We start from the raw sequence: 24293 nt of genomic DNA on the forward strand, positions 1-24293 counted from the left end.
GCCACGGCCGGTCACCGGCCGCGGCCGTGGCGCGGGCGCACGGCCGTCGCGGGACCACGTCGGCCGTCAGCCGCGGCCGCGGGCGCGGGCCAGGACGCGCACCATGGCCGTGAGCTGTGGCAGACCGCCAGGGCCCCGCACCCGCAGACGGTATGTCTCGTAGAATTACCCGATGATCGTCAACCAGTCGGGGCCAAACGGACATGACGACATCGCCATCACACCGTTGCACGCAGTCTTCGACGAGGACGAGTGCGCACGCCTCGCGGGCCTGGGCGAGTTCACCCGTGGCGTCGCTCTCGCGCTGCAGGGACGGGTCGGCGACCTGAGAATCCGCCCGAGCAGCGCGTCCGGCACCGTGGACGGCGACCAGCTCACCCACACCCAGCTCTCGGTGATCGACGGAACACCGGGCTCGACCTGCACCTGTCCGACCGGCGCCGTCGAACAGTTCTGCGCGCACGCCGTCGCGCTGGCGCTGGTGGCCACGGGTGCCATCGACCCCAACGAGGACAGCGACGACGTCGACCACACCGACGACGGCTTCTACGACGCCGACGGCCAGCCCATCGACCTGCGTGACTTCCTCGAGAGCCTGGACGGGCCGGCACTGGTCGACCTGGTGGTCGACCTCGCCGCCGTCAACGACATTCTGGCCATGGACCTACGCGAGGCCGCGGCGCGCTGGCGGCGTCCGCACCCGACCGGATGAGCCCGAGGGCCGGCCCGGCCCGAACCAGGCCCACCGGCCACGGGCTGTGGCGGGTTCATCGACATCCGCCGACAGCGACCTCCTACCCGGCAGGCCCAGCAGACGACCGGACAGATGACCAGAAGGGATGCTTTCTCCCGGCAGCCCATCGCCTTCGGTGGCAGCCTGTCGCCGCGGACGCGGGGTCACGGCGCCCGCGGCGACGGTCGGCAGTCCCGCCGGACACGGGACCTGGACCGCCAGGGTGGGGCGTGCGCGAACGGCCGGACGATCCAGCCGTATGACCCTAATGATCATCGGCTGGCCGGGCCACCCGCGGACACGCCCGCGGCACGGACGGCGGCAGCGGCCGTTGGCCTGCCATGGGCCGGACGCCCGCGGCTGACCACAGCCAGCGAAGCAAGCGGCGGCGCGATCACGTCCTTCCCGCGCCCGCTGAGCCCGCCGGATCCGCTCCACCGGCAGGGCGAGCCCGGGAACCGGCCCGGCCGCCCCGGGAATCCGCGGGAGCTGGGCCGCCCGGGCCGCTCGCGGGAGCCGGCGCATCTGGTTCTGTTCCCCTTACGGCCCTCGGGCGGCGCTCCTCATGCCCGGGGAGCCGGCCAGTCCGTCCGTGAGCCTGGAGAAAGTTTCTTAGCCGACACTGTTTCAGGTCAACAGAAGAACATCAATCGACGCGATTTGTCGCCGAACTCACTCTGAAAACCAAATATCCGACAACTTGTCGTGCGGCTCTCGGCGATCCCTTGATGAATCCTCAACAGGACCTCAGCAGGCCAGCGGAACGGATCAGCGGCGAGGCCCGGCGAAGATATGCCCTCGAGCACCTGGATGCGCCGGGCCAGCATATCCGCCGCCCCGGCGCCGCATCTTCCACCATCCGGAGCCTCACCACCCGGAGCCTCTCGTGGCCCGGCCGGCATGGGCTTCGAGAGGCTCCGGATACGGCGGCTATTCGACGGTGACGGACTTGGCGAGGTTGCGCGGCTGGTCGACGTCGAGGCCGCGGGCAAGGGCCAGCTCGCAGGCGAAGACCTGCAACGGCAGCGTCGTCACCAGCGGGGCGAACAGGGTCGGCGTCGCCGGCACCCGGATCAGGTGCTCGGCATAGGGCTCCACGACGGTGTCACCCTCCTCGGCGATGACGATGGTCCGGGCACCGCGGGCCCGGACCTCCTGGATGTTGGAAACAATCTTGCTGTGCAGGTGCGAACGCCCCCGCGGGGACGGCGCCACGATGACAACCGGCAGCCCCTGCTCGACGAGCGCGATCGGGCCGTGCTTGAGCTCCCCGGCGGGGAAGCCCTCCGCGTGCATGTAGGCGAGCTCCTTGAGCTTGAGAGCGCCCTCGAGAGCGACCGGGTAGCCGACATGCCGGCCGAGGAAGAGCACGGCCCTGGCGTCGGCGAGGGTGCGCGCGAGCGCCCGCATCGGTTCGATCGTGGCCAGGGTCTCGCCCACCAGGGCCGGCATGGCCTGCAGCTTCTCGACGTACCGGGCGACCTCGTCGCCGTAGAGCACCCCCCGGACCTGCGCCAGGTACAGCCCGACCAGCAGGCACGCGGCCACCTGGCCGAGGAAGGTCTTCGTCGAGGCCACCCCGACCTCGGGGCCGCAGCGGGTGTACAGGACGGCGTCGGACTCCCGCGGGATCGTCGACCCGTTCGTGTTGCAGATCGCCAGCACCCGGGCCTTCTGCTCCCGCGCGTGCTTGACCGCCATCAGGGTGTCCAGCGTCTCACCGCTCTGGCTGATGGCGATGACCAGCGTGGAACGGTCCAGGACCGGGTCGCGGTAACGGAACTCCGAGGCCATCTCCACCTCGCAGGGCAGCCGCGTCCAGTGCTCGATGGCGTACTTGGCGATGAGCCCGGCGTGGTAGGCCGTGCCACAGGCGACGATGAACACCTTGTCCACATCACGGAAGTCCTGGGCGGACAGGCGCTCCTCGTCGAGGACGATCTCGGCGTCGCCGGACAGACGGCCGCGCAGGGTGTCGGCGAGGGCGGCCGGCTGCTCGCTGATCTCCTTGAGCATGAAGTAGGGGTGGCCGCCCTTCTCCGCGGCGCTGGCGTCCCAGCCGACGTGGTACGGGCGTCCCTCGACCTGGTTGCCGGCGAAGTCGGTGATGGTCACGCCGTCGCGGCGGGCCTCGACGATCTGGTCCTGGCCGATCTCCACGGCGCTGCGGGTGTGCGCGATGAAAGCCGCGACGTCACTGGCCAGGAAGGCCTCGCCGGCACCGACACCGACTACGAGCGGGCTGTTACGCCGCGCCCCGACCACCACGTCGGGATGGTCCCGGTGCACCACGACCAGCGTGAAGGCGCCTTCCAGGCGGCGGCACACCCGGCGGAATGCCTCGGTCAGCCGGCTCGCCCCGGCCGCTGCGGCCTCCTCGCCGGGCCCGGCGGCCCCAGCCCCCCCGGCCGCTGCCGCGGGCCCGTCCGAGGCGTTCACCGTGGCGAGCTCGTCCTCCAGCAGGTGCGCGACGACCTCGGTGTCGGTCTCGCTGACGAGCTCGTGTCCGTCGCGCTCCAGGCCGGCCCGCAGGCTCGCGAAATTCTCGATGATCCCATTGTGGATCACGGCGATGGCACCGGTGCAGTCGGTGTGCGGATGCGCGTTGCCGTCCGTCGGCCCGCCGTGCGTCGCCCAGCGGGTATGGCCGATACCGACGGTTCCCTGTGGACTGGTCTCCGATTCGGCGAGCGCCTTTTCCAGGTTGGCCAGTTTGCCCGCTCTGCGCAGAGTACGCAGCCCGCCGTCGACGACCACGGCCACGCCCGCCGAGTCGTAGCCCCGGTATTCCAGCCGGCGAAGCCCGGCCAGAGCCACCTCGAGCGCGGGCTGTCCCCCGATGTACCCGATGATCCCACACATGCGGTCAGCGTACGCAATCAGCGGCCCGCGCCCACCGGGGAGGACTCATTACACGCCTTTGCGTCTACTGGTGGTGATAGCGGTGTTCGCTGCCGGTAATAACGCTTCGGACGCAGGCAGGGCCCGCGGGCACCACGCCGGGCATCCCGGCAGGCGCCTCGCGGGGTGTCTCAGCCCAGGGCGCCGCGGACGACCGCCGCCAGGCGGGTGGCGACCCTCCGGGCCTGCTCCCCGGTCGGCGCCTCCACCATGACCCGGACCAGCGGCTCCGTGCCGGACGGGCGCAGCAGGACCCGGCCGTCGTCCCCGAGTTCGGCCTCGGCCGCGGCGACCGCGGCGGCGAGCTCCGGTGACGTGGACACCTTCGACCGGTCCACACCCGGGACGTTGACGAGCACCTGCGGCAGCCTTGTCATGACCTTGGCGAGCTCCGCGAGCGGACGTTGTGTCTCGGTCATCCGGCCGAGCACCTGCAGGGCGGTCAGCAGCCCGTCCCCGGTCGTCGCGTGCTGGAGGAAGACGACGTGCCCGCTCTGTTCCCCACCGAGGGCGAGCCCCCGTTCACGCATGGCCTCCAGGACGTAGCGGTCGCCGACCGGGGTCGCGACCACGTGGATCCCGGCGTCCCGCATCGCGTGGTGGAAGCCCAGGTTCGACATCACCGTCACCACGACCGTGTCGTCGGTGAGCTTGCCGTGCTCGCGCAGCCCCAGCGCGGACAGGGCGAGGATCTGGTCGCCGTCGACGATCTCGCCGTTGGCGTCCACGGCCAGGCAGCGGTCGGCGTCGCCGTCGTGCGCGATACCGACGTCGGCGCCGTGCTCGAGCACCGCCGCCTGGAGCGCCTGCAGATGGGTGGCGCCGCAGCCGTCGTTGATCCGGGTGCCGTCACCGTCCGCGTGCAGGGCGATCACGTCGGCCCCGGCGTCCCGCAGCACGCGCGGCGCCAGCGTGTACGCGGCCCCCTGCGCGCAGTCGACCACGACCCGCAGGCCGGTCAGCGCGACGGGAACGGCCGCCAGCAGGAACCGCGCGTACCGTTCGACAAGGTCCTGATCGTCACGGATCCGGCCGATGGCCGCACCGGTGGGACGGTTGGGCACCGGCGCGGCGAGGCGTTCGGCGATCTCGTCCTCGATCTCGTCCGGCAGCTTCTGCCCGCCCGCGGCGAACAGTTTGATGCCGTTGTCCGGCATCGGGTTGTGGCTCGCCGAGAGCATCACGCCGAGGTCCGCCCCCGAGCTGGCGACCGCGTGCGCCACCGTGGGCGTGGGGACCACCCCGATGCGCAGCACGTCCGCACCGGCCGACGCGAGCCCCGCGACGACCGCCGCCTCCAGGAACTCCCCCGAGGGACGGGTGTCCCGCCCGACCACCACGGCCGGGCGCCCGGAGCCGGCTGGACGGTGCTCGGTGAGCACCCTCACGGCCGCTGCCGACAGCCCCAGCGCCAGTTCGGCCGTAAGATCGACGTTGGCGACTCCGCGAACGCCGTCGGTACCGAAAAGCCTCACCATAGTGGTCACCGCCGTCAGTTCATCCCGTGTCGGACGCCGCCCGCGGACCGCGGTCCCGCCGGATTCCCCGGGACCTGCCGAGGGCGTGAGAAAGACCATGGCCGCGCGCTCTTGCGGGCCACCGGCATCGTGACGGCCCGTGGGCACGCGAGGAAAAGCACGAACGCGCTCTTCGTACACGCTCCTTCGCCTGGCGGATGCCCTGGGACTCCCGGATGCGCGCGAAAAGACTCGATCACGCGTTCGCCATCCTGGAGAGACGCTCCGGAGTACGCGACCACGTGATGAGAAGCATAGCCGCGCACTCCGCAGCCCGGGCGGATGCCACGCGGGCTACGGAGCGCGCAAACAATATTCCGAACGAACAGGACGAAGGCGGGTGGCGGTCCGTCCCGGAACGTCAGCGCTTGCTGTACTGAGGTGCCTTCCGGGCCTTCTTCAGGCCGTACTTCTTCCGTTCCTTGACCCGGGCATCCCTGGTCAGGAAACCGGCCTTCTTCAGCACCGGGCGGGATTCCTCCTCAGCGGTGATCAGCGCCCGGGCGAGCGCGAGCCGCAGTGCGCCGGCCTGGCCGGAGACCCCACCGCCGTGCAGCCGGGCGACCACGTCGTAGGACTCGGCCCGGTCCACCGCCTTGAGCGGCTCGTTGACCAGCTGCTGGTGCACCTTGTTGGGGAAGTAGTCCTCCAGGGAGCGCCCGTTGAGAATCCACTTGCCGCTGCCCGGCAGCAGGCGTACCCGGACAACAGCCTCCTTGCGCCGGCCGGTGGCGCGGGGATTGCCCTGGGCGTCGGTCACGACAGCCACGTCGTCTGTCCTTCCTGGTCAGATGGTCCGCGGCTTACTGCGCGACCTGGGTGATTGCAAACGGCTGGGGCTGCTGGGCCTGGTGCGGATGCGTCGGCCCGGCGTAGACCTTCAGCTTGGTGCCCTGCGCCCGGCCCAGCTTGCTCTTCGGCAGCATGCCCTTGATGGCTTTCTCGATGATGAGCTGCGGCCGGGTGTCCAGCAGCGACCCGTAGGAGACGCTGCGCAGACCGCCGGGATAGCCGGAGTGGCGGTGGTATTTGGCCTGCTCGCGCTTGTTGCCGCTGAGGGCCACCTTGCCGGCGTTCACGATGATGACGAAGTCGCCGGTGTCGATGTGCGGAGCGAACGTCGGCTTGTGCTTGCCACGCAACAGCTGGGCGGCCTGGCTGGCCAGCCTGCCGAGCACCACGTCCGTGGCATCGATGACATGCCAGGCACGCTGGACGTCTGTGGGCTTGGGCTGGTACGTGCGCACAGGTCTGCCTTTTCTTGTCAGCGGATGCGTATCGTGCCTGCGAACCGCTCAGATGAGTGGCTCAGAAGCCGCCGGCTGCGCCAGGACGCGCGGCCGACACAGGCCTCGCCACCTGACAGGAGCGGCAGTCCTTGAGGCTACCAGGCGATCGGCACGACCGGCCGGGGACCCCCATGCACCGATCCATGCACTGATCATCCATACACTGATCATTCATGTAATGATCATCCAAAACTACAAAGATCTGTCGGACATCGTAGTCTACGGGGGATGGACGAGAAGCCAGAGCAGCCGCCAGGCGCCTCGGGGGACGCCGTAGAGGCTGTGGATGCAGCCGAGGATCCCGCCGAGACAGCGGATCCCGCGGATCCGTGGGTCCCGGCAGCAGACGACCCGCTGTTCGGCCCCCTGAACACGCTGCCGGCCTCCATCCGCAGACCCGTGTGGACGTCCGACGCCGGGATCTTCGACCGGGCGGCCACGGTCCAGCCGCTGGACAGCGCGCTCGTGCCAGCCGCCACCCCGCCCACGGCCCGCGAGACCGGCTCCGTGCCACGGGAGAACCAGCCCGCGGACGAACAGCCAGCGGACAGCCAGCCGGCGGACAGCGCACCGCCCACCATCCCCGGCGGCTCACCGGAGCCGCCGGCCGGCACCCCGCCGGAGACGCCGAGCACCGGCACAACGCTGGAGACACCGAGCACCAGCGAGGCGCCGGAGACGCCAGACGACGGCGGGGTGACGCCAAGCAGGGATACGGTGCCGGTCGGCAGAAAGAACGGCGCCTCCGGCAAGCCGGCACCCGCCACGGCCCAACCGCCGGCCGGGGAGCCGAAACCGTCCGAGATCTCGGCGGCACCGCAGGCCTCGGCGGCACCGGAAACCCCGACGGCACCGAAGACCTCGGCGACGGCCTCGGCATCGTCAGGGTCCTCAGCGCCCTCGCCCCCCTCGAAGATCGCGGCGCTACCGACGGTCCCGAACTCCTTGAAAGCCCCGGCGTCGCCGGGGAACCCGGTGCCCTCGCCGGAAACCTCGACGGCGCCAGTGGCCCAGGCGTCGCCCGAGAGCCCCGCGGGCATGCCCTCCGTCGGCGGGGACGCACACCGCCAGCGCAACCAGACCGTCCCGTCTGTCCCGCGGGCAGCCGCGCCCGGCGTCGACGGCACCGGCCGCGGCCCCTCCGGCGGCACCGCTCCCAGCGGACGGCTCCTGTCCGCGGGCCGCCTCACCAGACCGGCTGTGATCATCGGTGTCGTCGTGCTCGTGGCCGTCGCGGCCATCGCCGTCCTGGCAGGCCGTGACCAGGACGACGCCAAGGGCCCGTCAGCCACGCCCGCCACCGTGTCGGCGGCCAGCCCCACCTTCGTCAACAGCGCCCGGACGGACTCCGACCCGGTCACGGCCGCCGAGTTCTTCGGCGCTCCCCGGGCCACCCTCAACCTGCACACCTACACCCGGCTGGCGCAGAAGCTGGACACGGGCTGCCCGGGCCTGACCGGCGAACTCGTCAACACGCTCCCGGGTGACCGGTGCCGGCAGCTCGTCCGGGCGGTCTACCTGTCCGAGCCGGACACCTCCGGACGCCGGGTGCTCGCGGCCACTTCGGTACTCGTCCTGGACGAGGCGAGCACAGCCGCGAGCGCGGCCAAGGCCGTCACCGAGGGCCGGGGCGGCGTACCAGCCCTGCCGGTGCCGGCCGAGTCGCTTCCCGGCGCGGCGGTGACGAACCCGACCGCTGACAACTCCTGGCGGACCGCCCCCGTGAGCGGGCACTACCTGATCGTGATCCAGCTGGCCTACACGGACGGGGCCGAGGGCGCCCCCACCGACCCGGCGCTGACCACGGCGCGCCGCGACCTCGCCCTGTTGGCCAGCCAGCCGATCTCGCAGCGGGTCCTCGTCGGCCACGGGCCACGCTGACCCCGCCTTCCCGCCCCGGGCCGCTACCCCGCCAGGCGCCGCCGGCCGGGAGGGACGGCCGTGCGGACAGGCAGCGCCGCACGGACAGGCAGCGCCGTGCGGACAGGCTGTATGGACGGCCGCGCGGGCAGGCCTGTGCGGGCCAGGGTCATCCGGACGAGCTCGTCGGCACCCGCACCGCCCGGGTCACCGCCGCCCGGGCCGCCAGCTCCGCGTCGGGCGGGTAGCGGACCTCGACGAGGGTCAGGCCGTGGGGCGGGGCCACCGTCACCGCCGGGTCACGGGCACCGCGGGCGAGGACGTCCGCCGGCCAGTGGCGGGGGCGCCGCCCCTCCCCCACCGCCAGCAGCGCACCGGCCAGGGCCCGCACCATGGAGTGGCAGAAGGCGTCCGCCTCCACGTCCGCGACGACCACACCGTCATGGCCGTCGGGCACCCGTGCCACGTCCAGGCGCAGCAGTGTGCGCACCGTGGTCGCGCCCTCCCTGCGCCGGCAGAAGGCGGCGAAGTCGCGCTCCCCCACCAGGGCCAGGGCCGCGTCGGCCATCCGCTCGGCATCCAGGGGACGCGGCCAGGCCAGCGTGTCGTGCCGGCGCAGCGGATCGACCCCGTACGGTGCGTCAGCGATCCGGTAGACGTAGCGGCGGGACAGCGCGGAGAAGCGGGCGTCGAAACCCGGCGGTGCCGGTGCCAGGGCCGTGATCCGCACAGCACGGTCGAGCACGCCGTTGAGCCTGCGCGCAAGCCCACCGAGCGGGACGTCGTCGGGGATGTCCACGTGGGCCACCTGGCCGCGGGCGTGGACGCCGGCATCGGTACGCCCGGCCACGGTGAGCCGGACCGCCGGCAGCCGCGCCACCCGCATCAGCGCGTCCTCGACGTCACCCTGCACGGTGCGCTGCCCGGGCTGACGTGCCCACCCCGCGAACGGGGTGCCGTCATAGGCGAGGCCGAGACGGAGCCGGAGCAGGCCGTCGACAGCGCTCACCGCTTCCTGACGATTCGGGTCACACAGTTGTCGATCATACTTCGGGTCATATCGTCCCGCAGGACACAAAGAAGATGGTGTAAGCACATCGGATATCACCGGAATCACGGCGGCACGCGAAACATGAGGTCCACCATCCTCCGCCAGATGGTGGACCGGTGCGATGCGGGTCCCGTCGAGGCGGCCGGAGCCCCTCCCCGAAGCAATCCCAGGACAACCATTGCGCAACCATGGGCCACCCGGCGCAACGCGGCGGACGTTGGGACGTACGAGCCGACGGGAGGAGCGTACGAACCGTCGGGAAGATCGCGGGAAGACCCTGTCAGCCTGTTGGCCTGTCGCCGGTAGGCCTACCGGCCTGTCGGCCGGATCAGGCTCCCCCTGGAGCGGGGCTGCGCACGGGCTCTGACCGCGGACGGGGCCCATGCTGTCTGACCGATGCCAGCAGGCCAGTAGCTGACAACGACCAAGCCGGACGAGCGGCCCGGGGACGGACCCCCGATGCTCGTCCGGCTTCAGCTGGTTCCGGCCTGTCGGCCAGGCTCAGCCAGCCCGGTCGGTCCCGGAAAGCCGGCCCGGTCGACCCCTGAAAGCTCAGTCGGCCCTGGGGCTCTTCGGCGTGTCGTCGGCGTTCTCCTCCACCGGCTCCTCCACCGGCAGCGCCGGTGCCGACTCGGTGCCGGCATCGGTGTCAGCGGGCGTGGCGACGGCCTCGACAACGGGAGCGTCGGCCTCGGCGGCCGCCTCGGCTTCGGCGGCAACCGCTGCCGCGGTGGGCGACTCCTTCGCCAGGTCGGCCGCGGCCTCGGCCGTCGCGCCGGTGGGGCGGCGACGGGGGGCGAAGCGGGTGCCCCGGGCCTGCTCGGCCTCCCGGACCGCCTGCTGGGCGAACGTCAGCGCCTCGACCAGCTCGATGCGGGCCAACGGGGCGTTGTCTCCCCTGCGGGGCCCGAGCTTGACGATGCGGGTGTAGCCACCGTTGCGGTCCGCGTAGCGTGGGCCGATCTCGGTGAACAGGACGTGCACCACCGACTTGTCGCGGACGAACCTGAGCACCCGCCGACGGGCGTGCAGATCGCCGCGCTTGGCGAAGGTGACCAGCCGCTCGGCGTACGGACGCAGCCGCTTCGCCTTGGTCTCGGTCGTGGTGATGCCGCCGTGCTCGAACAACGCGGTGGCGAGGTTGGCCAGCAACAGCCGCTCGTGCGCGGGGCTGCCACCGAGCCGGGGGCCCTTGGTAGGCGTGGGCATGACAGGTGCTCCTCGATCCTTCTATCCCGCCGGATGGCTTCGCCGGAATCCCTAGGAAGACCCCGAGCTCGTGGGCGGGCCACCGCCTGGGGGCCACGCAACCGCCGTCGACGATCACGCAAAAACCAAGATCAGTAGACGCGGAGCATCGGGCGGCGCGGCAATGATACCGCGCCGCCTTCAGCCCGAGCGCCGCTGCTTCTTCGGTGCTGCCTGCTGGGTGCCGCTGTTCCCTGGTGCCTGTTCATCAGTACCGCTCCGGCTGGTACCGCTCCGGCTGGTACCGCTCGGTCAGTACTGCTCGGTTTCGACGAACTCCGAGCCGTCGTCGGCAGAGTCGCTGAACGGCGCCGACGAGTAGGTGTCGGTGCCGTAGGTGTCCACCGCGTGCCGCGGGTCGAACCCGGGCGGGGAGTCCTTGAGCTGGAGAGCCATCGCGGCGAGCTTCGTCTTGACCTCGTCGATCGACTTCTGCCCGAAGTTGCGGATGTCGAGCAGATCCGCCTCGCTGCGGGACACCAGCTCACCGATGGTGTGGATGCCCTCGCGCTTGAGGCAGTTGTAGGAGCGGACGGTGAGGTCCATCTCCTCGATCGGCAGCGCCAGGTCCGCGGCGAGCGCGGCGTCCGCGGCGGACGGGCCGATGTCGACGCCCTCCGCCTCGGCGTTCAGCTCCTGCGCGAGGCCGAAGAGGCCGACGAGCGTCTTGCCGGCGCTGGCCATCGCGTCCCGCGGCGAGATCGACTGCTTCGTCTCGACGTCCACGATGAGCCGGTCGAAGTCGGTGCGCTGCTCGACACGGGTCGCCTCGACCTTGTAGGTGACCTTGAGCACCGGGGAGTAGATGGAGTCCACCGGGATCCGGCCAATCTCCTGCCCCGGCTGCTTGTTCTGGGCGGCGCTGACGTAGCCGCGACCGCGCTCGACGGTCAGCTCGATCTCGAGCTTGCCCTTGTCGTTGAGGGTGGCCAGCAGCAGGTCGAGGCTGTGGACCTCGACGCCGGCCGGCGGGGCGATGTCCGCCGCGGTCACCGCTCCCGGGCCCTGCTTGCGCAGGTACATCACGGTCGGCTCGTCGTTCTCCGAGCTGACGACCAGCTCCTTCAGGTTCAGGATCAGGTCGGTGACGTCCTCCTTCACGCCGGGAACGGTGGAGAACTCGTGCAGCACCCCGTCGATACGGATGCTGGTCACCGCCGCGCCGGGGATGGAGGACAGCAGGGTCCGGCGCAGCGAGTTGCCGAGGGTGTAGCCGAAACCCGGCTCCAGCGGCTCGATGACGAACCGCGAGCGGAACTCCGAGATCGGCTCCTCGATCAGCGTCGGACGCTGGGCGATAAGCATGGTGTACGTCCTTCCGAACACGACGACCGCTATATGACGCCGTGACTACGGCTCCAGTCGGAGCCCGTGGGCGGGACCTCTGTCCGTCCCGTCCACGTCGTACCCGTTCCAGTGTGGACCATCCGGAACGGGATGTCCGCACCGGGCCCGGCGGTGGGCCCGGTGCGGTGCGGCCTGCCCGAGGCATGGCCTGCCCCGGTATGGCCTACTTGGAGTAGAGCTCGACGATGAGCTGCTCCTGCACCTGGGTGTCGATCACCTGCCGGGCCGGCAGCGAGTGCACCAGCACCCGCAGCTGGCTGGGAATGACCTCCAGCCAGGGCGGCGGGGTGCGCTGGCCCGCGGTCTCCCGGGCGATGATGAACGGGGTCAGCTCGCGCGCCTTGGGCGCGATCTCGACGATGTCGTTCTCGCTGACCCGGTAGCTGGGGATGTCGACCTTGCCACCGTTGACCACGACATGGCCGTGGCGGACGGCCTGGCGCGCGGCGTCCCGGGAGGGAGCGAAGCCGGCGCGGTACACGACGTTGTCCAGCCGCGACTCGAGGATCTTCAGCAGCTCGTCACCGGTCTTGCCGGTGCGCCGGTTGGCCTCGTCGTAGTAGCCACGGAACTGCTTCTCCAGGACGCCGTAGATGCGCGCGCACTTCTGCTTCTCACGCTTCTGCAGCAGGTACTCGGAGTCCTTGGTACGGCCGCGGCCGTGCTCACCCGGGGGGTAGGGGCGGATCTCGATCGGGCACTTGGGCGATTCGCACTTGCTGCCCTTGAGGAACAGTTTCGTCTTCTCACGGCGGCAGCGCTTGCAGTCCGCGCCGGTGTAGCGGGCCATGCTTGTCCTTCTCTCCTTTTTCGGCCAGGGGTGGCGCGAGGATGTGCTTCTTCGCGCCACCGGAGGCCTTCGAGGCCCTGGTGCTGCTGGCGCGAACCCGACCGGAGGTGGCGCGGTCATGCTCCGTGTCGCGCCACCGACAGCCGCGGTACTGCTCTGTTGTCAGATCCTGTCTGTCACCGGATCCCGCTGGTCAGACCCGGCGCCGCTTGGGCGGCCGGCAGCCGTTGTGCGGGGTCGGGGTGACGTCCTGGATCGCGCCGACCTCGAGACCGGCCGCCTGCAGGGAGCGGATCGCGGTCTCCCGTCCCGAGCCGGGGCCCTTGACGAAGACGTCCACCTTGCGCATTCCGTGTTCCTGCGCCTTGCGGGCGGCGTTCTCCGCGGCCATCTGGGCGGCGAAGGGGGTCGACTTGCGCGATCCCTTGAATCCGACGTGGCCGGCGCTCGCCCAGGAGATCACGTTCCCGCTGGGGTCGGTGATCGACACGATCGTGTTGTTGAAGGTGCTCTTGATGTGGGCGTGGCCGTGCGCGACGTTCTTCTTCTCCTTGCGCCGGACCTTCTTGATGCCGGCGGCACGCGTCTTTGGCGGCATATGCTTTCGTGATCTCCGTTTACGAGGTCGTCGGTCAGCGCCTGGCCATGGCCACCGTCGACGGCTGCCGGCCGGGGCGGCTGACTACTGGCTTACTTCTTGCCGGCCTTCTTCTTACCGGCGATGGCGCGGCGCGGGCCCTTGCGGGTACGCGCGTTGGTGTGCGTCCGCTGGCCGTGGACGGGGAGGTTGCGCCGGTGCCGCAGGCCCTGGTAGCAGCCGATCTCCATCTTCCGGCGGATGTCCTGGCGCACCTCCCGCTGCAGGTCACCCTCGACCCGGTAGTTCGCGTCGATCCACTCCCTGAGCCGGACGATCTCCTCGTCGGTCAGGTCCCGGACGCGCGTGTCGGGGCTGACCCCGGTGGCGGCAAGAGTCTCCAGGGAACGGCTGCGGCCGATCCCGAATATATAGGTCAGAGCGATCTCCACCCGCTTGTCACGCGGGAGGTCTACGCCGGACAGGCGTGCCATGCCAGGTGTTTCCTTCCTTTACCGGAGGTCTTGAGCGTCTCCGTCCCGTGCCGACGACGTGTGCGCCGGCCCGGGCCCCGGCCTCCGACCGGGGGTGGATACCGCGTACCGCGGCCTGGTGACGCTTGGACGGGCGTCGCCCCGGCAGCAGATGGCCGTGGCCGTGGACACCGGCCTCAGGCCATCCGCCGAGGCTGTCAGCCCTGGCGCTGCTTGTGGCGCAGGTTGTCGCAGATGACCATCACGCGGCCATGGCGACGGATCACCTTGCACTTGTCACAGATCTTCTTGACGCTCGGCTTGACCTTCACGGCTGCACGGACCTCTCTTGCGCAGCCGCTTCAGGTGCGTCTGCGAATGGCTGTGGTGTCACAGGCTGCCGACGACGTCGAGAAGCAGCGTCACGCCGCCGGTAGCCAGAGAGCTTACTTGTAGCGGTAGACGATCCGACCACGGGACAGGTCGTAGGGCGACAGCTCCACCACGACCCGGTCCTCTGGAAGGATCCGGATGTAGTGCTGACGCATCTTGCCACTGATGTGGGCGAGTACCCGATGACCGTTCTGGAGCTCGACCCGGAACATCGCGTTCGGGAGTGGCTCCACGACTCGGCCCTCGATCTCGATAGCCCCGTCCTTCTTCGGCATGTCCTCCGCTGTCCTACCCTCGAGTGTCCGACGGTGGACACAGACGAACATCAACATCTCGCGAACATCAATATCTCGCGAACATCGATGTCCCGCTAACCGTCGGCTTTCAAGTGTACGTGGCCCACTCGTCAAGGGCCAACCTGGCTCCGTCACCAGCGTCGATCAGCAGCGTCGATCACTGCCGTCGGCGGCGACCGGAGGACAGCGATCGTGCCGGCAGCGGATCACGGCGAGCTACCGGTGACGGCCTCAGGACGCGGGCGTCCCGACCGGCTGTCCGCAGGCGACCCCCAGTTCGGCGAACTTCGCCGCGCCACCGTCGAGGGCCGTCAGCACCCAGGGCCCGCGTGGGGTCACCGCGACCGTGTGCTCGGTGTGCGCGGCCCAGGAGCCGTCCGTGGTGGCGACGGTCCACTCGTCACCAAGCACCCGGGTGTCCGGCCGCCCTATCGTGATCATTGGCTCGATCGCCAGCGCGAGCCCCTCGACCAGGCGGATCCCCCGGCCCGGCCGCCCGTGGTTGAGCACGTGCGGCGGCTGGTGCATCTCGGTCCCGATGCCGTGGCCGCCGTAGTGGTCCACGATGCCGTACCCCCGCGGGCGGACGTGGCGCTCGACCGCCGCCGAGATGTCGGTCAGCTTCCCGCCGAGCTGCACGGCCGCCAGGCCCTGCCACAGCGACTGCTCGCACACCTCGATCAGGTCGAGGAACTGCTGGGGCACCGTCCCGACCGGTACCGTGATCGCGGAGTCGCCGTGCCAGCCGTCCACGATCGCGCCGCAGTCGATGGAGATGATGTCCCCCTCGCGCAGCGCCCGTCTGCGGTGCGGTATCCCGTGGACGACCTCGTCGTTGACGGACGCGCAGATCGACGCGGGAAAGGGCGGCCGGCCGTAGCCCTTGAAGGAGGGAATCCCGCCGTCGCCGCGGATCGACTTCTCTGCGATCGTGTCAAGCTCCGCAGTGGTGATCCCCGGCTCGACCGCCGCTCGCAGCTTCTCCAGGGCGCGCGCGACGACAAGCCCCGCCACCCGCATCTTCGCGATCTCACCCGCGGTCTTGATCTGGACATGCTCTCGTCGCGCCACGCTCGTCGCCCCGGTCCGTATCCCTAGTAACCCTGTGATATCGCTGGTAGCTCTGTGGTCCCGTCCGCCTGTGACGGCGGCCGTCCCGTAGGCCTCCGGTGGCGCGAACAGTGAGGACACGCTATCGGAGCCACTTGGCGGCGCGTCCGTGAGCTTGCCATCGGTACCCCACCCCGCCCTAGTGTGCCTGCCACGTCGCCGGTAGCACCACAGCCGGCCACCCCTGATGCCCCACACGGAGCCAGGGCCACACCGGGGCGGGTGGCACCAGGCCAGCCGCGGAACGGGCCGGCCGCGCACCAGGCCGGCCGCGGAGGGGCGGGCCGAAGCGGCCGGCGGGCGTCAGCTCGCGTAGTGGCGCAGGGCGTCGAGAGCGCGGTCGGTGACATTGTCCACCGGGCCGGTCGCGTCGATACCGATCAACAGGCCCTTCGCCGCGTAGTAGGCGACCAGGGGTGCGGTCTGCTCGGCGTAGACCTCCAGCCGGTGGCGTACCGTCTCGGAGCGGTCGTCGTCCCGCTGGAACAGCTCGCCGTTGCAGCGGTCGCAGACACCTTCCAGCGCGGGCGGGTCGAAGTCGATGTGCCAGATGTGACCGCAGTTACGACACGTCCGCCGCCCGGACAGGCGCAGCACCACCTCGTCGTCGTCGACGACGAGCTCCAGGACGACGTCCAGGCGCGTGCCCATCTCCTCGAGCAGCTGGCCCAGCACCTCGGCCTGGGGCACGTTGCGGGGGAAGCCGTCGAGCAGGAAGCCCTTGGCCGCGTCGTCCTCGGCCAGCCTGTTGCGGACCATGCCGATGGTGATCTCGTCGGGGACGAGGTCGCCGGCGTCCATGTACTGCTTGGCGAGCACCCCCAGCTCGGTGCCCTCCCGGACGTTCGCCCGGAAGATGTCGCCCGTGGAAATCTTGGGAATCGACCGTGCCTGGGCGATGAAGGCGGCCTGGGTGCCCTTGCCAGCGCCCGGCGGTCCGACCAGTACGAGGCGCACTACCGCAGGAAGCCTTCGTAATTGCGGAGCATGAGCTGGCTTTCGATCTGTTTCACCGTCTCCAGCCCCACTCCGACAATGATCAGTACTGACGTTCCGGCGAACGGGAAGGGCTGCTGTTTGGTGAGGTTCAACAGCGCCAGCGGAAGGACCGTGATGGCACCGAGGAAGAGCGAGCCCGGGAGCGTGATCCTGGACAACACGCGATCGAGGTACTCCGCGGTGGGTCGTCCTGGCCGGATGCCGGGGATGAAACCGCCGTACTTCTTCATGTTGTCCGCCACCTCGGTCGGGTTGAAAGTGATGGCCACGTAGAAGTAAGTGAAGAAAACGATCAGCGCGGCATAGCTGACGAGATACAGTGGGTGGTCGCCGCGAGCCAGATAGCGCTGCTCGAAGTCCTGGAAGGCCTTGTTGTCCCAGACCTGCCCGAGCAGCTGCGGCAGCTGCAGCAGCGCGGATGCGAAGATCACCGGGATGATGCCGGCCTGGTTGACCTTGATGGGCAGGTAGGTCGAGGTGCCGCCGTACATCCGGCGGCCGATGAGACGCTTGGCATACTGCACCGGGATGCGGCGCTGCGACTGCTCGACGAAGACGACGAACACGACGATCACCAGCCCCAGCAGGCAGACGAGGGCGAAGACCACGCCACCGGCCACCTGGAGGATCCGGCTGCCCTGGGAGGGCAGCGCCGCCGCGATCGACGTGAAGATCAGGAGAGACATCCCGTTGCCCACCCCGCGGGCGGTGATCAGCTCACCCAGCCACATGATCAGGGAGGTGCCGGCGGTCATCGTGATCACGATGACCGCGATCCGGAACAGGCTGGTGTCCGGAATGATCGGCGCGGCGCAGCCGGGGAACAGGTTGCCGCTGCGGGCGAGGGCGACGATGCCGGTCGCCTGCAGAACCGCCAGCCCGATCGTCAGATAACGGGTGTACTGGGTGAGTTTCTGCTCACCGGAACTGCCTTCCTTCTTCAGCTGCTCAAGCCTGGGGATCACCACCACCAGCAGCTGAATGATGATGCTCGCCGTGATGTACGGCATGATCCCGAGCGCGAAGATGGACAGCTGCAACAGAGCGCCACCGCTGAAAAGGTTGATCAGCGAGTAGACGTTGCTGCTGTCGGCGCTCGCCGAGGACAGACAGGCGTTGATCGCCTTGGTCGACACCCCGGGGGAAGGCAGTACGCTGCCGATCCGGAACAGGATGATGATCCCGAGAGTGAAAAGCAGCTTTTTGCGCAGGTCAGGCGTGCGGAAAGCCCGTGTGAAGGCGGTGAGCACGACTCCTCCTGCTGATCGTCACGGCAAACGCACCCGGTGGACGACTGCCCTGACCGAAGATAGGACCGGCAGTGCGCGGTGTGCCGACTGTAACAGTAGAGACGGTCCACTCGTCCCGACATGGGCCTGCGGCAGGCCCGTCATCCCCGGTCACCGCGGATACGGAAGGGTGTGGAACTGTCCTCCACCTCCGGTAGCCGGCGACATCAGGCATCAACCTCGGCGTTCGAGGCGTTCGGGGTAAGGGTAACGGCAGTGCGCCGCCCGAAGCCAGCGGACTCGGGCGACGCGACGGCTCCAGCAGATCCTGGCTGCCCCGCCAGCCGTGGCCGACGGGGCAGCGGGACACCGGAGGGCAGCCCTCCAGCACCTCCGAGGCCCCGGTGGGCCAGGTCGTGTCCGGTGGATCCCTGGCCGGCGCGGGCGGCGCCCGCGCCGGCCGGCACCCACCGGATGTGGCCTAGATCTCGGTGACGCTGCCACCGACAGCGGTGATTTTTTCTTTGGCGGACGCGGAGAAAGCGTGGGCGCTCACACTCAGCGCGATCCCGATCTCTCCGTCGCCGAGCACCTTGACCAGGCTGTTACGACGGACGGCACCGGCCTGGACGAGATCGTCCAGGCCGATCTCCCCCCCGTCGGGGAACAGCTCGGCGAGCGTCGCGACGTTGACGACCTGGTACTCGGTGCGGAAGCGGTTACGGAACCCCTTGAGCTTGGGCACCCGCATGTGCAGCGGCATCTGGCCGCCCTCGAAGCGGGCCGGGACCTGCTTGCGGGCCTTGGAGCCCTTGGTGCCGCGGCCGGCGGTCTTGCCCTTGGAGGCCTCACCACGGCCGACCCGGGTCTTTGCCTTGTGGGCACCCGGCGCGGGCCGCAGGTGGTGGATCTTCAGGCTGGGCTCCCGCCGGGCATCGGCGGTCTCCGGCTCGGTTGTCTTGGTCAGCTCGCTCACGCGTCCACCTCCTCGACCCTGACGAGATGACTCACAGTAGCGATCATCCCGCGCACCTCCGGACGGTCGTCCCGTTCGGTCGTCGCGTTGATCCGGCGCAGGCCGAGGGTCCGCAGCGTCTCACGCTGGTTGCGGGTCCCGCCGATCCCCGAACGGATCTGTGTGATCTTCAGACGGGCCATCACGCACCGGCCCCGACCGTGCGGGCACGCAGCATCGCCGGCGGCGCCACGTCCTCGATGGGCAGGCCACGGCGGGCGGCGATCTCCTCGGGGCGCATCAGGCCCCGCAGCGCCGCGACAGTGGCGTGCACGATGTTGATGGGGTTCGACGAGCCAAGTGACTTCGACAGCACGTCGTGGACGCCCGCGCACTCCAGCACCGCGCGGACCGGGCCGCCGGCGATGACGCCGGTACCCGGGGATGCCGGCTTGAGCAGCACGATCCCCGCGGCGGCCTCGCCCTGGATCGGGTGCGGGATCGTCGAACCGATCCGCGGCACCTTGAAGAAGTGCTTCTTGGCCTCCTCCACGCCCTTGGCGATGGCGGCCGGCACCTCCTTGGCCTTGCCGTAGCCGACACCGACGGTGCCGTCGGCGTCCCCGACCACGACCAGGGCGGTGAAGCTGAACCGCCTACCGCCCTTGACGACCTTCGCCACCCGGTTGATGGCGACCACTCGTTCGACGTACGCGTTCTTGTCCTGGGCCGGACCGCCGCCCTGGCGGTCGCGGCGTTCCCGACGGTCAGAGCCGCCGGAGCCGCCTCCGCGGCGCTGCTGGCCTGGCATCAGTGAATCTCCCTGTTCGTTGAATATCCGCGCGTGCAGGCCCGAGGCATCAGAACTCCAGCCCACCTTCCCGGGCCGCGTCCGCCAGCGCGGCGATCCGCCCGTGGTAGGTCCGCCCGCCGCGGTCGAAGACCACCGCGGTGACGCCGGCCTTGCGGGCGCGCTCGGCGACCAGCTGGCCGACGGCCTTCGCCAGCTCGGTCTTGTCGCCGTCCACGGTACGCAGCGCGAGGTCCAGCGTGGACGCCGAGGCCAGGGTGTGGCCGGCGACGTCGTCGATGACCTGGGCGTAGATGTGGCGGGTCGAGCGGGTGACCACGAGGCGCGGGCGGACGGGCGTGCCCGAGACCTTCTTGCGTATCCGCGCGTGCCGGCGGAACTTCGCCGTACGCCGCTGGGCGCTGACACTGACAGCCATGATCCGTTCCCCTACTTCCCGGACTTGCCGACCTTGCGGCGGACGACCTCGCCCTGGTACCGCACGCCCTTGCCCTTGTACGGGTCGGGCTTGCGCAACCGCCGGATCTTGGCTGCCACCTCGCCGACCTGCTGCTTGTCGATCCCGTGAATGACGAAACGGGTCGGCGTCTGCACCTCGAACCTGATGCCCTCGGGGGCCTTCACCGGGACCGGGTGGCTGAAACCCAGAGCAAACTCCAGATCCGAGCCCCGGGCCTGCACGCGGTAGCCGACACCGACGATCTCAAGCGTCTTGGAGTAGCCGGCGGTGACGCCGGTCACCATGTTCGCCACCAGGGTGCGGGTCAGCCCGTGCAGGGCGCGCGAGCGGCGCTCGTCGTCCGGGCGGGCGACGAGCAACTGCCCGTCCTGCGCGCTGACGGTGATCGGCTCCGCCACCGAGTGGCTGAGCGTGCCCTTCGGGCCCTTGACCACGACCTCCGTGCCGTCGACGGAGACATCCACACCGCTTGGCACCGGAATCGGTAGACGTCCGATACGTGACATCGCGCGACTCCTTACCAGACGTAGGCGAGGACTTCCCCGCCTACTCTGCGCTTGTTCGCCTGCTTGTCGGTCAGCAGGCCCGACGATGTGGAAATGATCGCCACACCGAGCCCACCGAGCACCTTGGGAAGGTTGGTCGCCTTGGCGTAGACCCGCAGGCCCGGCTTGCTGATGCGCTTCACGCCGGCGATGGAGCGCTCCCGGTTCGGGCCGTACTTCAGCTCCACGACGAGGGACGCGCCAACGGTCCCGTCCGGGGGCTCCTCGACGTGCCACCCGGCGATGTAGCCCTCCTGCTGGAGGATCTCGGCGATATGCGTCTTGATCTTGCTGTTCGGCATGACCACTCGATCGTGGTATGCCCGGTTGGCGTTGCGGACACGGGTCAGCATGTCCGCAATCGGGTCTGTCATCGTCATGGGGCTGGAACCTTCCTCGCGACGGTTCCCCGCGGCGCGTAGCCGTGGGGCCTACCGCGAACGGTGGGTGGTGTGCGTCAGCTTCCGTGGCCCGCGCGGCCCGCGTCGGCGCGGCCCGTCAGGTACGACGCCCGGCGGGCTGGACGGCATCCCCGTCACGCCGGCACGACGCGCCGGGGAGCCGTTCCCGCGGGCTCTACCACGAGCTCTTGGTGACCCCGGGAAGCTCGCCGCGGTGCGCCATCTGCCGCAGGCAGACCCGGCAGAGGCCGAACGCGCGGTATACCGACCGCGGACGCCCGCACCGCTGGCAGCGGGTGTAACCCCGCACGCCGAACTTCGGCTTGCGGATCGCCTTCTCAATCAGTGCTTTCTTCGCCATCTGACCTGTTTCCTCCAGGGCCGCCGGCCGTATGAAAAAATCTTCGCACAGCCTTTGGCCGGCACTTCTTCCAGGGCCGCCGGCCGTACGAAAAAATCTTCGCACAGCCTTTGGCCGGTATCTCCTAGCGGAGGGCCGCCGGCTAGCTCTCGCGGAACGGGAAGCCCAGCGCCCGCAGCAGCGCGCGGCTCTCGTCGTCAGTGGTCGCGCTCGTGACGACCGTGATGTCCATCCCGCGGACCCGGTCGATCCGGTCGATGTCGATCTCGTGGAAGATCGACTGCTCGGTGACGCCGAAGGTGTAGTTGCCGGCGCCGTCGAACTGCTTCGGCGAGAGCCCCCGGAAGTCACGGATACGCGGGAGTGCGACCGAGACCAGCCGGTCCAGGAACTCCCACATGCGGTCGCCGCGCAGGGTCACCTTCGCCCCGATGGGCATGCCCTCACGCAGCTTGAACTGCGCGATGGACTTCTTCGCCCGCCGGACGGCCGGCTTCTGGCCGGTGATCGAGGCAAGGTCCCGCAGCGCACCGTCGATGAGCTTGGCATCCCGGGCGGCGTCCCCGACGCCCATGTTGACCACGACCTTGACCACGGTCGGGATCTGCATCACGTTCGCGTACTGGAACTGCTCGCGCAGGCCCGCCGCGATCTCCTCGCGGTACCGCTGCTTCAGCCGCGGCAGCGGACGGGCTTCAGTGGTGGTGGTTGTCATCTCTCGTTTCCTTGCAGCCTCGGCCCAACGGACGGCGATCCCCACCGCGATCCGACAGGAACGCCGTCGGCGGCCACCCGAACGCCACCGACGGCCCCTTCGATCACACCGGCTCCGCTCACACCAGCCATGCCGGCTACAGCTCGGTGCCGGTACGGCGGGAGATCCGCACCTTCGTACCGTCGTCGTTGACGCGGTAGCCGATCCGGGTGGGACGGTTGTCGGAGGGATCCACGATCATGACATTGCTGACGTGGATGGGCGCCTCCTGGGTGATGATCCCCCCGGACTGCGAACCGCGGGCCGAGGTGTCCACCCGGGTGTGCCGGGTGACCCGGTTGGCACCCTCGACGAGCACCTTGTTCTCGGTCGGGAAGGCCCTGATGACCTTCCCCCGCAGGCCCCGGTCCTTACCCGTGATGATCTGGACCGTGTCACCCTTCCTGATCTTCATTCCGGCCACGGTCACAGCACCTCCGGCGCCAGTGAAATGATCTTCATGAACTTCTTGTCACGCAACTCGCGACCAACCGGCCCGAAGATACGCGTGCCTCGGGGATCCCCGCCGTCCTTGATGAGCACGGCGGCGTTCTCGTCGAACCGGATGTAGGAGCCGTCAGGACGACGACGCTCCTTGGTAGTGCGTACGACGACCGCCTTGACCACGTCACCACGCTTGACGCCGGCCCCGGGCAGGGCGTCCTTCACGGTCCCGACGATGATGTCGCCGATGCCGGCATAACGACGCCCCGAACCACCGAGCACGCGGATGCACAGCAACTCCCTGGCACCCGTGTTGTCGGCGACCCGAAGTCGCGACTCCTGCTGGATCACTTCCCGCTCCCGAACTGCGTCGGCGCCCGCCTGCCGGCGGCCGGCTCGCTGGACCTACTGTGCGGCCCGCGGCGACACGCCGGACTCGTCGCGTCGCCGTCGGGCCATCTATCCGTCGCCTGCCACTGCCCGGGCGACGCGCCAGCCATCGTCGCGTCGCCGTCAGCGGGTCGACCTATTTGGCTTTCTCCAGAATTTCCACCACGCGCCAGCGCTTCGTCGCCGACAGCGGCCGGGTCTCCATGAGCAGGACCCGGTCGCCGACGCCGCTGGTGCTGTTCTCGTCGTGTGCCTTGATCTTCTTGGTGCGCCTGATCGTCTTACCGTAGAGCGGGTGCTGCACCCGGTCCTCGACGGCGACGACCACGGTCTTGGTCATCTTGTCGCTGACCACCAGGCCCTCGCGGACCTTGCGGAAACCGCGGCCGGCCTCCGCCGCCGGCGCGTCGTGCCCCGCGCCCGTCGCCGCGCCGTCCGTCGCCGCGCCGTCCGTTGCCGGGGTGTCCGTTGTCGGGGTGTCGTCCGTTGTCATCCCACTCACGCCCGTTCCGCCTGGGTAGCCGTCTGTGCCTGCTCGGCCTGCGCCTGGTCAGTGTCAGCCGCGACCGCCACGCCGGTTCCCACCAGCTCCGGGTCCTCGGAAAGACCCAGCTCGCGCTCGCGCAGCACCGTGTAGATACGCGCGATGTCACGCCGGACGACCCGCAGCCGGTGGTTGCTGCTGAGCTGGCCGGTCGCGGCCTGGAAACGGAGGTTGAACAGCTCCTCCTTGGCCTCCCGCAGCTTGTCCCCCAGATCCTGCCGGGACAGTGCCCGCAGCTCGTCCGCGGTCGCGGTCGCCATCACGCACCTCCCTCACGGGTGACGAAGCGGCACTTCATCGGCAGCTTGTGGATGGCGCGCCGCATCGCCTCGCGGGCCACCGGCTCGGCGACACCGGACAGCTCGAACAGCACACGCCCGGGCTTGACGTTGGAGACCCACCACTCGGGCGAGCCCTTGCCGGAGCCCATCCGGGTCTCGGCCGGCTTCTTCGTCAGCGGACGGTCCGGGTAGATGTTGATCCAGACCTTGCCGCCACGACGGATGTGACGGGTCATCGCGATACGCGCCGACTCGATCTGCCGGTTCGTCACGTAGGCCGGCTCGAGCGCCTGGATGCCGAACTCGCCGAACGCGAGCCTGGTCCCGCCCTTGGCCGCGCCGTCACGGCTAGGGTGATGCTGCTTGCGGTGTGCGACCTTACGAGGAATCAGCATCGTTCTAGCCCTCCGTCTCCTGGGTGGCCGCGCCAGCGGCAGGCCCGGCGGTGTCGGCCGGAGACGCGGCCGGTGCCGTGGAGGCCGTGGCCTCGGAGCTCGCCGGTGCCGACGTGGCCTCGGCCGCGCCGCCCGCGCC

At 69.8% G+C, this 24293-nt stretch carries 31 protein-coding genes; 2 read left to right on the top strand and 29 right to left on the bottom strand.

Translation table 11 applies throughout. The features are described 5' to 3' along the window. Window positions 1-172 precede the first annotated feature (172 nt). Window positions 173-712: an SWIM zinc finger family protein gene (locus NBX02_RS19690; protein ID WP_250282636.1), complete on the top strand. Its 540-nt coding sequence runs from the start codon at window positions 173-175 to the stop codon at window positions 710-712. Window positions 713-1663: 951 nt separating this feature from the next. Here the strand turns inward: NBX02_RS19690 and glmS are convergent. The 5 genes from glmS to NBX02_RS19715 all read right to left on the bottom strand — a co-directional run bounded on the left by glmS (window position 1664) and on the right by NBX02_RS19715 (window position 7480). Beyond that, complete coding sequence (glmS, locus tag NBX02_RS19695) at window positions 1664-3595, bottom strand: glutamine--fructose-6-phosphate transaminase (isomerizing) (RefSeq protein WP_250292533.1); 1932 nt, start codon at window positions 3593-3595, stop codon at window positions 1664-1666. Window positions 3596-3765: 170 nt separating this feature from the next. Continuing rightward, on the bottom strand, window positions 3766-5112 hold the full coding sequence (gene glmM / locus NBX02_RS19700; protein WP_250292538.1) for a phosphoglucosamine mutase: 1347 nt from the start codon (window positions 5110-5112) through the stop codon (window positions 3766-3768). Window positions 5113-5512: 400 nt separating this feature from the next. Continuing rightward, entirely contained in the window at window positions 5513-5920 is a 408-nt protein-coding gene (gene rpsI, locus NBX02_RS19705; protein ID WP_250282632.1) for a 30S ribosomal protein S9, read from the bottom strand. A gap of 34 nt (window positions 5921-5954) precedes the next feature. Then, on the bottom strand, window positions 5955-6398 hold the full coding sequence (gene rplM, locus NBX02_RS19710) for a 50S ribosomal protein L13 (protein ID WP_250282630.1): 444 nt from the start codon (window positions 6396-6398) through the stop codon (window positions 5955-5957). Window positions 6399-6622: 224 nt separating this feature from the next. Next, entirely contained in the window at window positions 6623-7480 is an 858-nt protein-coding gene (locus NBX02_RS19715) for a hypothetical protein (RefSeq protein WP_250292535.1), read from the bottom strand. Between NBX02_RS19715 and NBX02_RS19720 the strand changes: the two genes are divergently transcribed. Beyond that, window positions 7479-8321: a hypothetical protein gene (locus tag NBX02_RS19720; protein WP_250282626.1), complete on the top strand. Its 843-nt coding sequence runs from the start codon at window positions 7479-7481 to the stop codon at window positions 8319-8321. The two genes, NBX02_RS19715 and NBX02_RS19720, sit on opposite strands and share 2 nt — an antisense overlap. A 148-nt stretch (window positions 8322-8469) precedes the next feature. Here NBX02_RS19720 and truA read toward each other — a convergent pair whose 3' ends face one another. The 24 genes from truA to rplP form a co-directional block, all read right to left on the bottom strand. Next, complete coding sequence (gene truA / locus NBX02_RS19725; protein ID WP_250282624.1) at window positions 8470-9309, bottom strand: tRNA pseudouridine(38-40) synthase TruA; 840 nt, start codon at window positions 9307-9309, stop codon at window positions 8470-8472. Between the two features lie 594 nt (window positions 9310-9903). Then, a complete protein-coding gene (gene rplQ / locus NBX02_RS19730) occupies window positions 9904-10560 on the bottom strand; it encodes a 50S ribosomal protein L17 (protein ID WP_250282622.1) in 657 nt (218 codons plus the stop codon). 291 nt (window positions 10561-10851) lie between these two features. After that, window positions 10852-11904, bottom strand: coding sequence for a DNA-directed RNA polymerase subunit alpha (locus NBX02_RS19735; protein ID WP_250282620.1), 1053 nt, complete (start codon window positions 11902-11904; stop codon window positions 10852-10854). Window positions 11905-12109: 205 nt separating this feature from the next. Beyond that, window positions 12110-12736: a 30S ribosomal protein S4 gene (rpsD, locus tag NBX02_RS19740; protein WP_047221581.1), complete on the bottom strand. Its 627-nt coding sequence runs from the start codon at window positions 12734-12736 to the stop codon at window positions 12110-12112. Window positions 12737-12929: 193 nt separating this feature from the next. After that, the gene (rpsK, locus tag NBX02_RS19745; protein WP_013875088.1) at window positions 12930-13334 is read right to left on the bottom strand and encodes a 30S ribosomal protein S11; all 405 of its coding nucleotides are present in this window, start codon (window positions 13332-13334) and stop codon (window positions 12930-12932) included. A gap of 92 nt (window positions 13335-13426) precedes the next feature. After that, window positions 13427-13807 (bottom strand): 30S ribosomal protein S13, encoded by a 381-nt coding sequence (gene rpsM / locus NBX02_RS19750; RefSeq protein WP_250282618.1) that lies wholly within the window; start codon window positions 13805-13807, stop codon window positions 13427-13429. 197 nt (window positions 13808-14004) lie between these two features. Continuing rightward, window positions 14005-14118 carry a 50S ribosomal protein L36 gene (rpmJ, locus tag NBX02_RS19755; RefSeq protein ID WP_003956441.1) on the bottom strand — a complete coding sequence of 38 codons (114 nt, stop codon included), beginning with the start codon at window positions 14116-14118 and terminating at the stop codon, window positions 14005-14007. 114 nt (window positions 14119-14232) lie between these two features. Further along, entirely contained in the window at window positions 14233-14454 is a 222-nt protein-coding gene (gene infA / locus NBX02_RS19760; RefSeq protein ID WP_006541558.1) for a translation initiation factor IF-1, read from the bottom strand. 252 nt (window positions 14455-14706) lie between these two features. Next, window positions 14707-15546 (bottom strand): type I methionyl aminopeptidase, encoded by an 840-nt coding sequence (gene map / locus NBX02_RS19765; RefSeq protein WP_250282616.1) that lies wholly within the window; start codon window positions 15544-15546, stop codon window positions 14707-14709. A 342-nt stretch (window positions 15547-15888) separates the two neighbouring features. Further along, complete coding sequence (locus tag NBX02_RS19770; protein WP_250282614.1) at window positions 15889-16542, bottom strand: adenylate kinase; 654 nt, start codon at window positions 16540-16542, stop codon at window positions 15889-15891. Next, on the bottom strand, window positions 16542-17834 hold the full coding sequence (gene secY / locus NBX02_RS19775) for a preprotein translocase subunit SecY (protein WP_250282612.1): 1293 nt from the start codon (window positions 17832-17834) through the stop codon (window positions 16542-16544). The genes NBX02_RS19770 and secY overlap by 1 nt, the downstream gene beginning before the upstream one ends. 460 nt (window positions 17835-18294) lie before the next feature. Further along, complete coding sequence (rplO, locus tag NBX02_RS19780) at window positions 18295-18789, bottom strand: 50S ribosomal protein L15 (RefSeq protein ID WP_250282610.1); 495 nt, start codon at window positions 18787-18789, stop codon at window positions 18295-18297. Next, complete coding sequence (gene rpmD / locus NBX02_RS19785; RefSeq protein ID WP_250282642.1) at window positions 18786-18971, bottom strand: 50S ribosomal protein L30; 186 nt, start codon at window positions 18969-18971, stop codon at window positions 18786-18788. Before rpmD ends, rplO begins: the two co-directional genes overlap by 4 nt. Next, complete coding sequence (gene rpsE, locus NBX02_RS19790) at window positions 18971-19579, bottom strand: 30S ribosomal protein S5 (protein WP_013875095.1); 609 nt, start codon at window positions 19577-19579, stop codon at window positions 18971-18973. The genes rpmD and rpsE overlap by 1 nt, the downstream gene beginning before the upstream one ends. 49 nt (window positions 19580-19628) lie before the next feature. Next, on the bottom strand, window positions 19629-19997 hold the full coding sequence (rplR, locus tag NBX02_RS19795; RefSeq protein ID WP_250282609.1) for a 50S ribosomal protein L18: 369 nt from the start codon (window positions 19995-19997) through the stop codon (window positions 19629-19631). Window positions 19998-20008: 11 nt separating this feature from the next. Beyond that, the gene (gene rplF / locus NBX02_RS19800; protein ID WP_250282606.1) at window positions 20009-20545 is read right to left on the bottom strand and encodes a 50S ribosomal protein L6; all 537 of its coding nucleotides are present in this window, start codon (window positions 20543-20545) and stop codon (window positions 20009-20011) included. A gap of 11 nt (window positions 20546-20556) precedes the next feature. Beyond that, window positions 20557-20964, bottom strand: a complete 408-nt coding sequence (rpsH, locus tag NBX02_RS19805) for a 30S ribosomal protein S8 (RefSeq protein WP_250282604.1) — start codon at window positions 20962-20964, stop codon at window positions 20557-20559. A 196-nt stretch (window positions 20965-21160) separates the two neighbouring features. Then, window positions 21161-21346 carry a type Z 30S ribosomal protein S14 gene (locus NBX02_RS19810; protein ID WP_131748532.1) on the bottom strand — a complete coding sequence of 62 codons (186 nt, stop codon included), beginning with the start codon at window positions 21344-21346 and terminating at the stop codon, window positions 21161-21163. Between the two features lie 142 nt (window positions 21347-21488). Then, window positions 21489-22061 carry a 50S ribosomal protein L5 gene (gene rplE, locus NBX02_RS19815; RefSeq protein WP_250292537.1) on the bottom strand — a complete coding sequence of 191 codons (573 nt, stop codon included), beginning with the start codon at window positions 22059-22061 and terminating at the stop codon, window positions 21489-21491. A gap of 136 nt (window positions 22062-22197) precedes the next feature. Then, window positions 22198-22515, bottom strand: a complete 318-nt coding sequence (gene rplX / locus NBX02_RS19820; protein ID WP_445548542.1) for a 50S ribosomal protein L24 — start codon at window positions 22513-22515, stop codon at window positions 22198-22200. A gap of 11 nt (window positions 22516-22526) precedes the next feature. Beyond that, window positions 22527-22895, bottom strand: a complete 369-nt coding sequence (gene rplN / locus NBX02_RS19825) for a 50S ribosomal protein L14 (protein ID WP_013875102.1) — start codon at window positions 22893-22895, stop codon at window positions 22527-22529. Window positions 22896-23070: 175 nt separating this feature from the next. Next, the gene (rpsQ, locus tag NBX02_RS23400; protein ID WP_445548541.1) at window positions 23071-23427 is read right to left on the bottom strand and encodes a 30S ribosomal protein S17; all 357 of its coding nucleotides are present in this window, start codon (window positions 23425-23427) and stop codon (window positions 23071-23073) included. A 5-nt stretch (window positions 23428-23432) separates the two neighbouring features. After that, window positions 23433-23738: a 50S ribosomal protein L29 gene (gene rpmC, locus NBX02_RS19835; RefSeq protein ID WP_250282598.1), complete on the bottom strand. Its 306-nt coding sequence runs from the start codon at window positions 23736-23738 to the stop codon at window positions 23433-23435. Then, entirely contained in the window at window positions 23738-24154 is a 417-nt protein-coding gene (gene rplP, locus NBX02_RS19840) for a 50S ribosomal protein L16 (RefSeq protein ID WP_250282597.1), read from the bottom strand. Before rplP ends, rpmC begins: the two co-directional genes overlap by 1 nt. Between the last annotated feature and the right edge of the window lie 139 nt (window positions 24155-24293).

Origin of the sequence: Protofrankia sp. CiP1_Cm_nod1, assembly GCF_920888515.1 — a bacterium.
Lineage (GTDB): Bacteria > Actinomycetota > Actinomycetes > Frankiales > Frankiaceae > Protofrankia.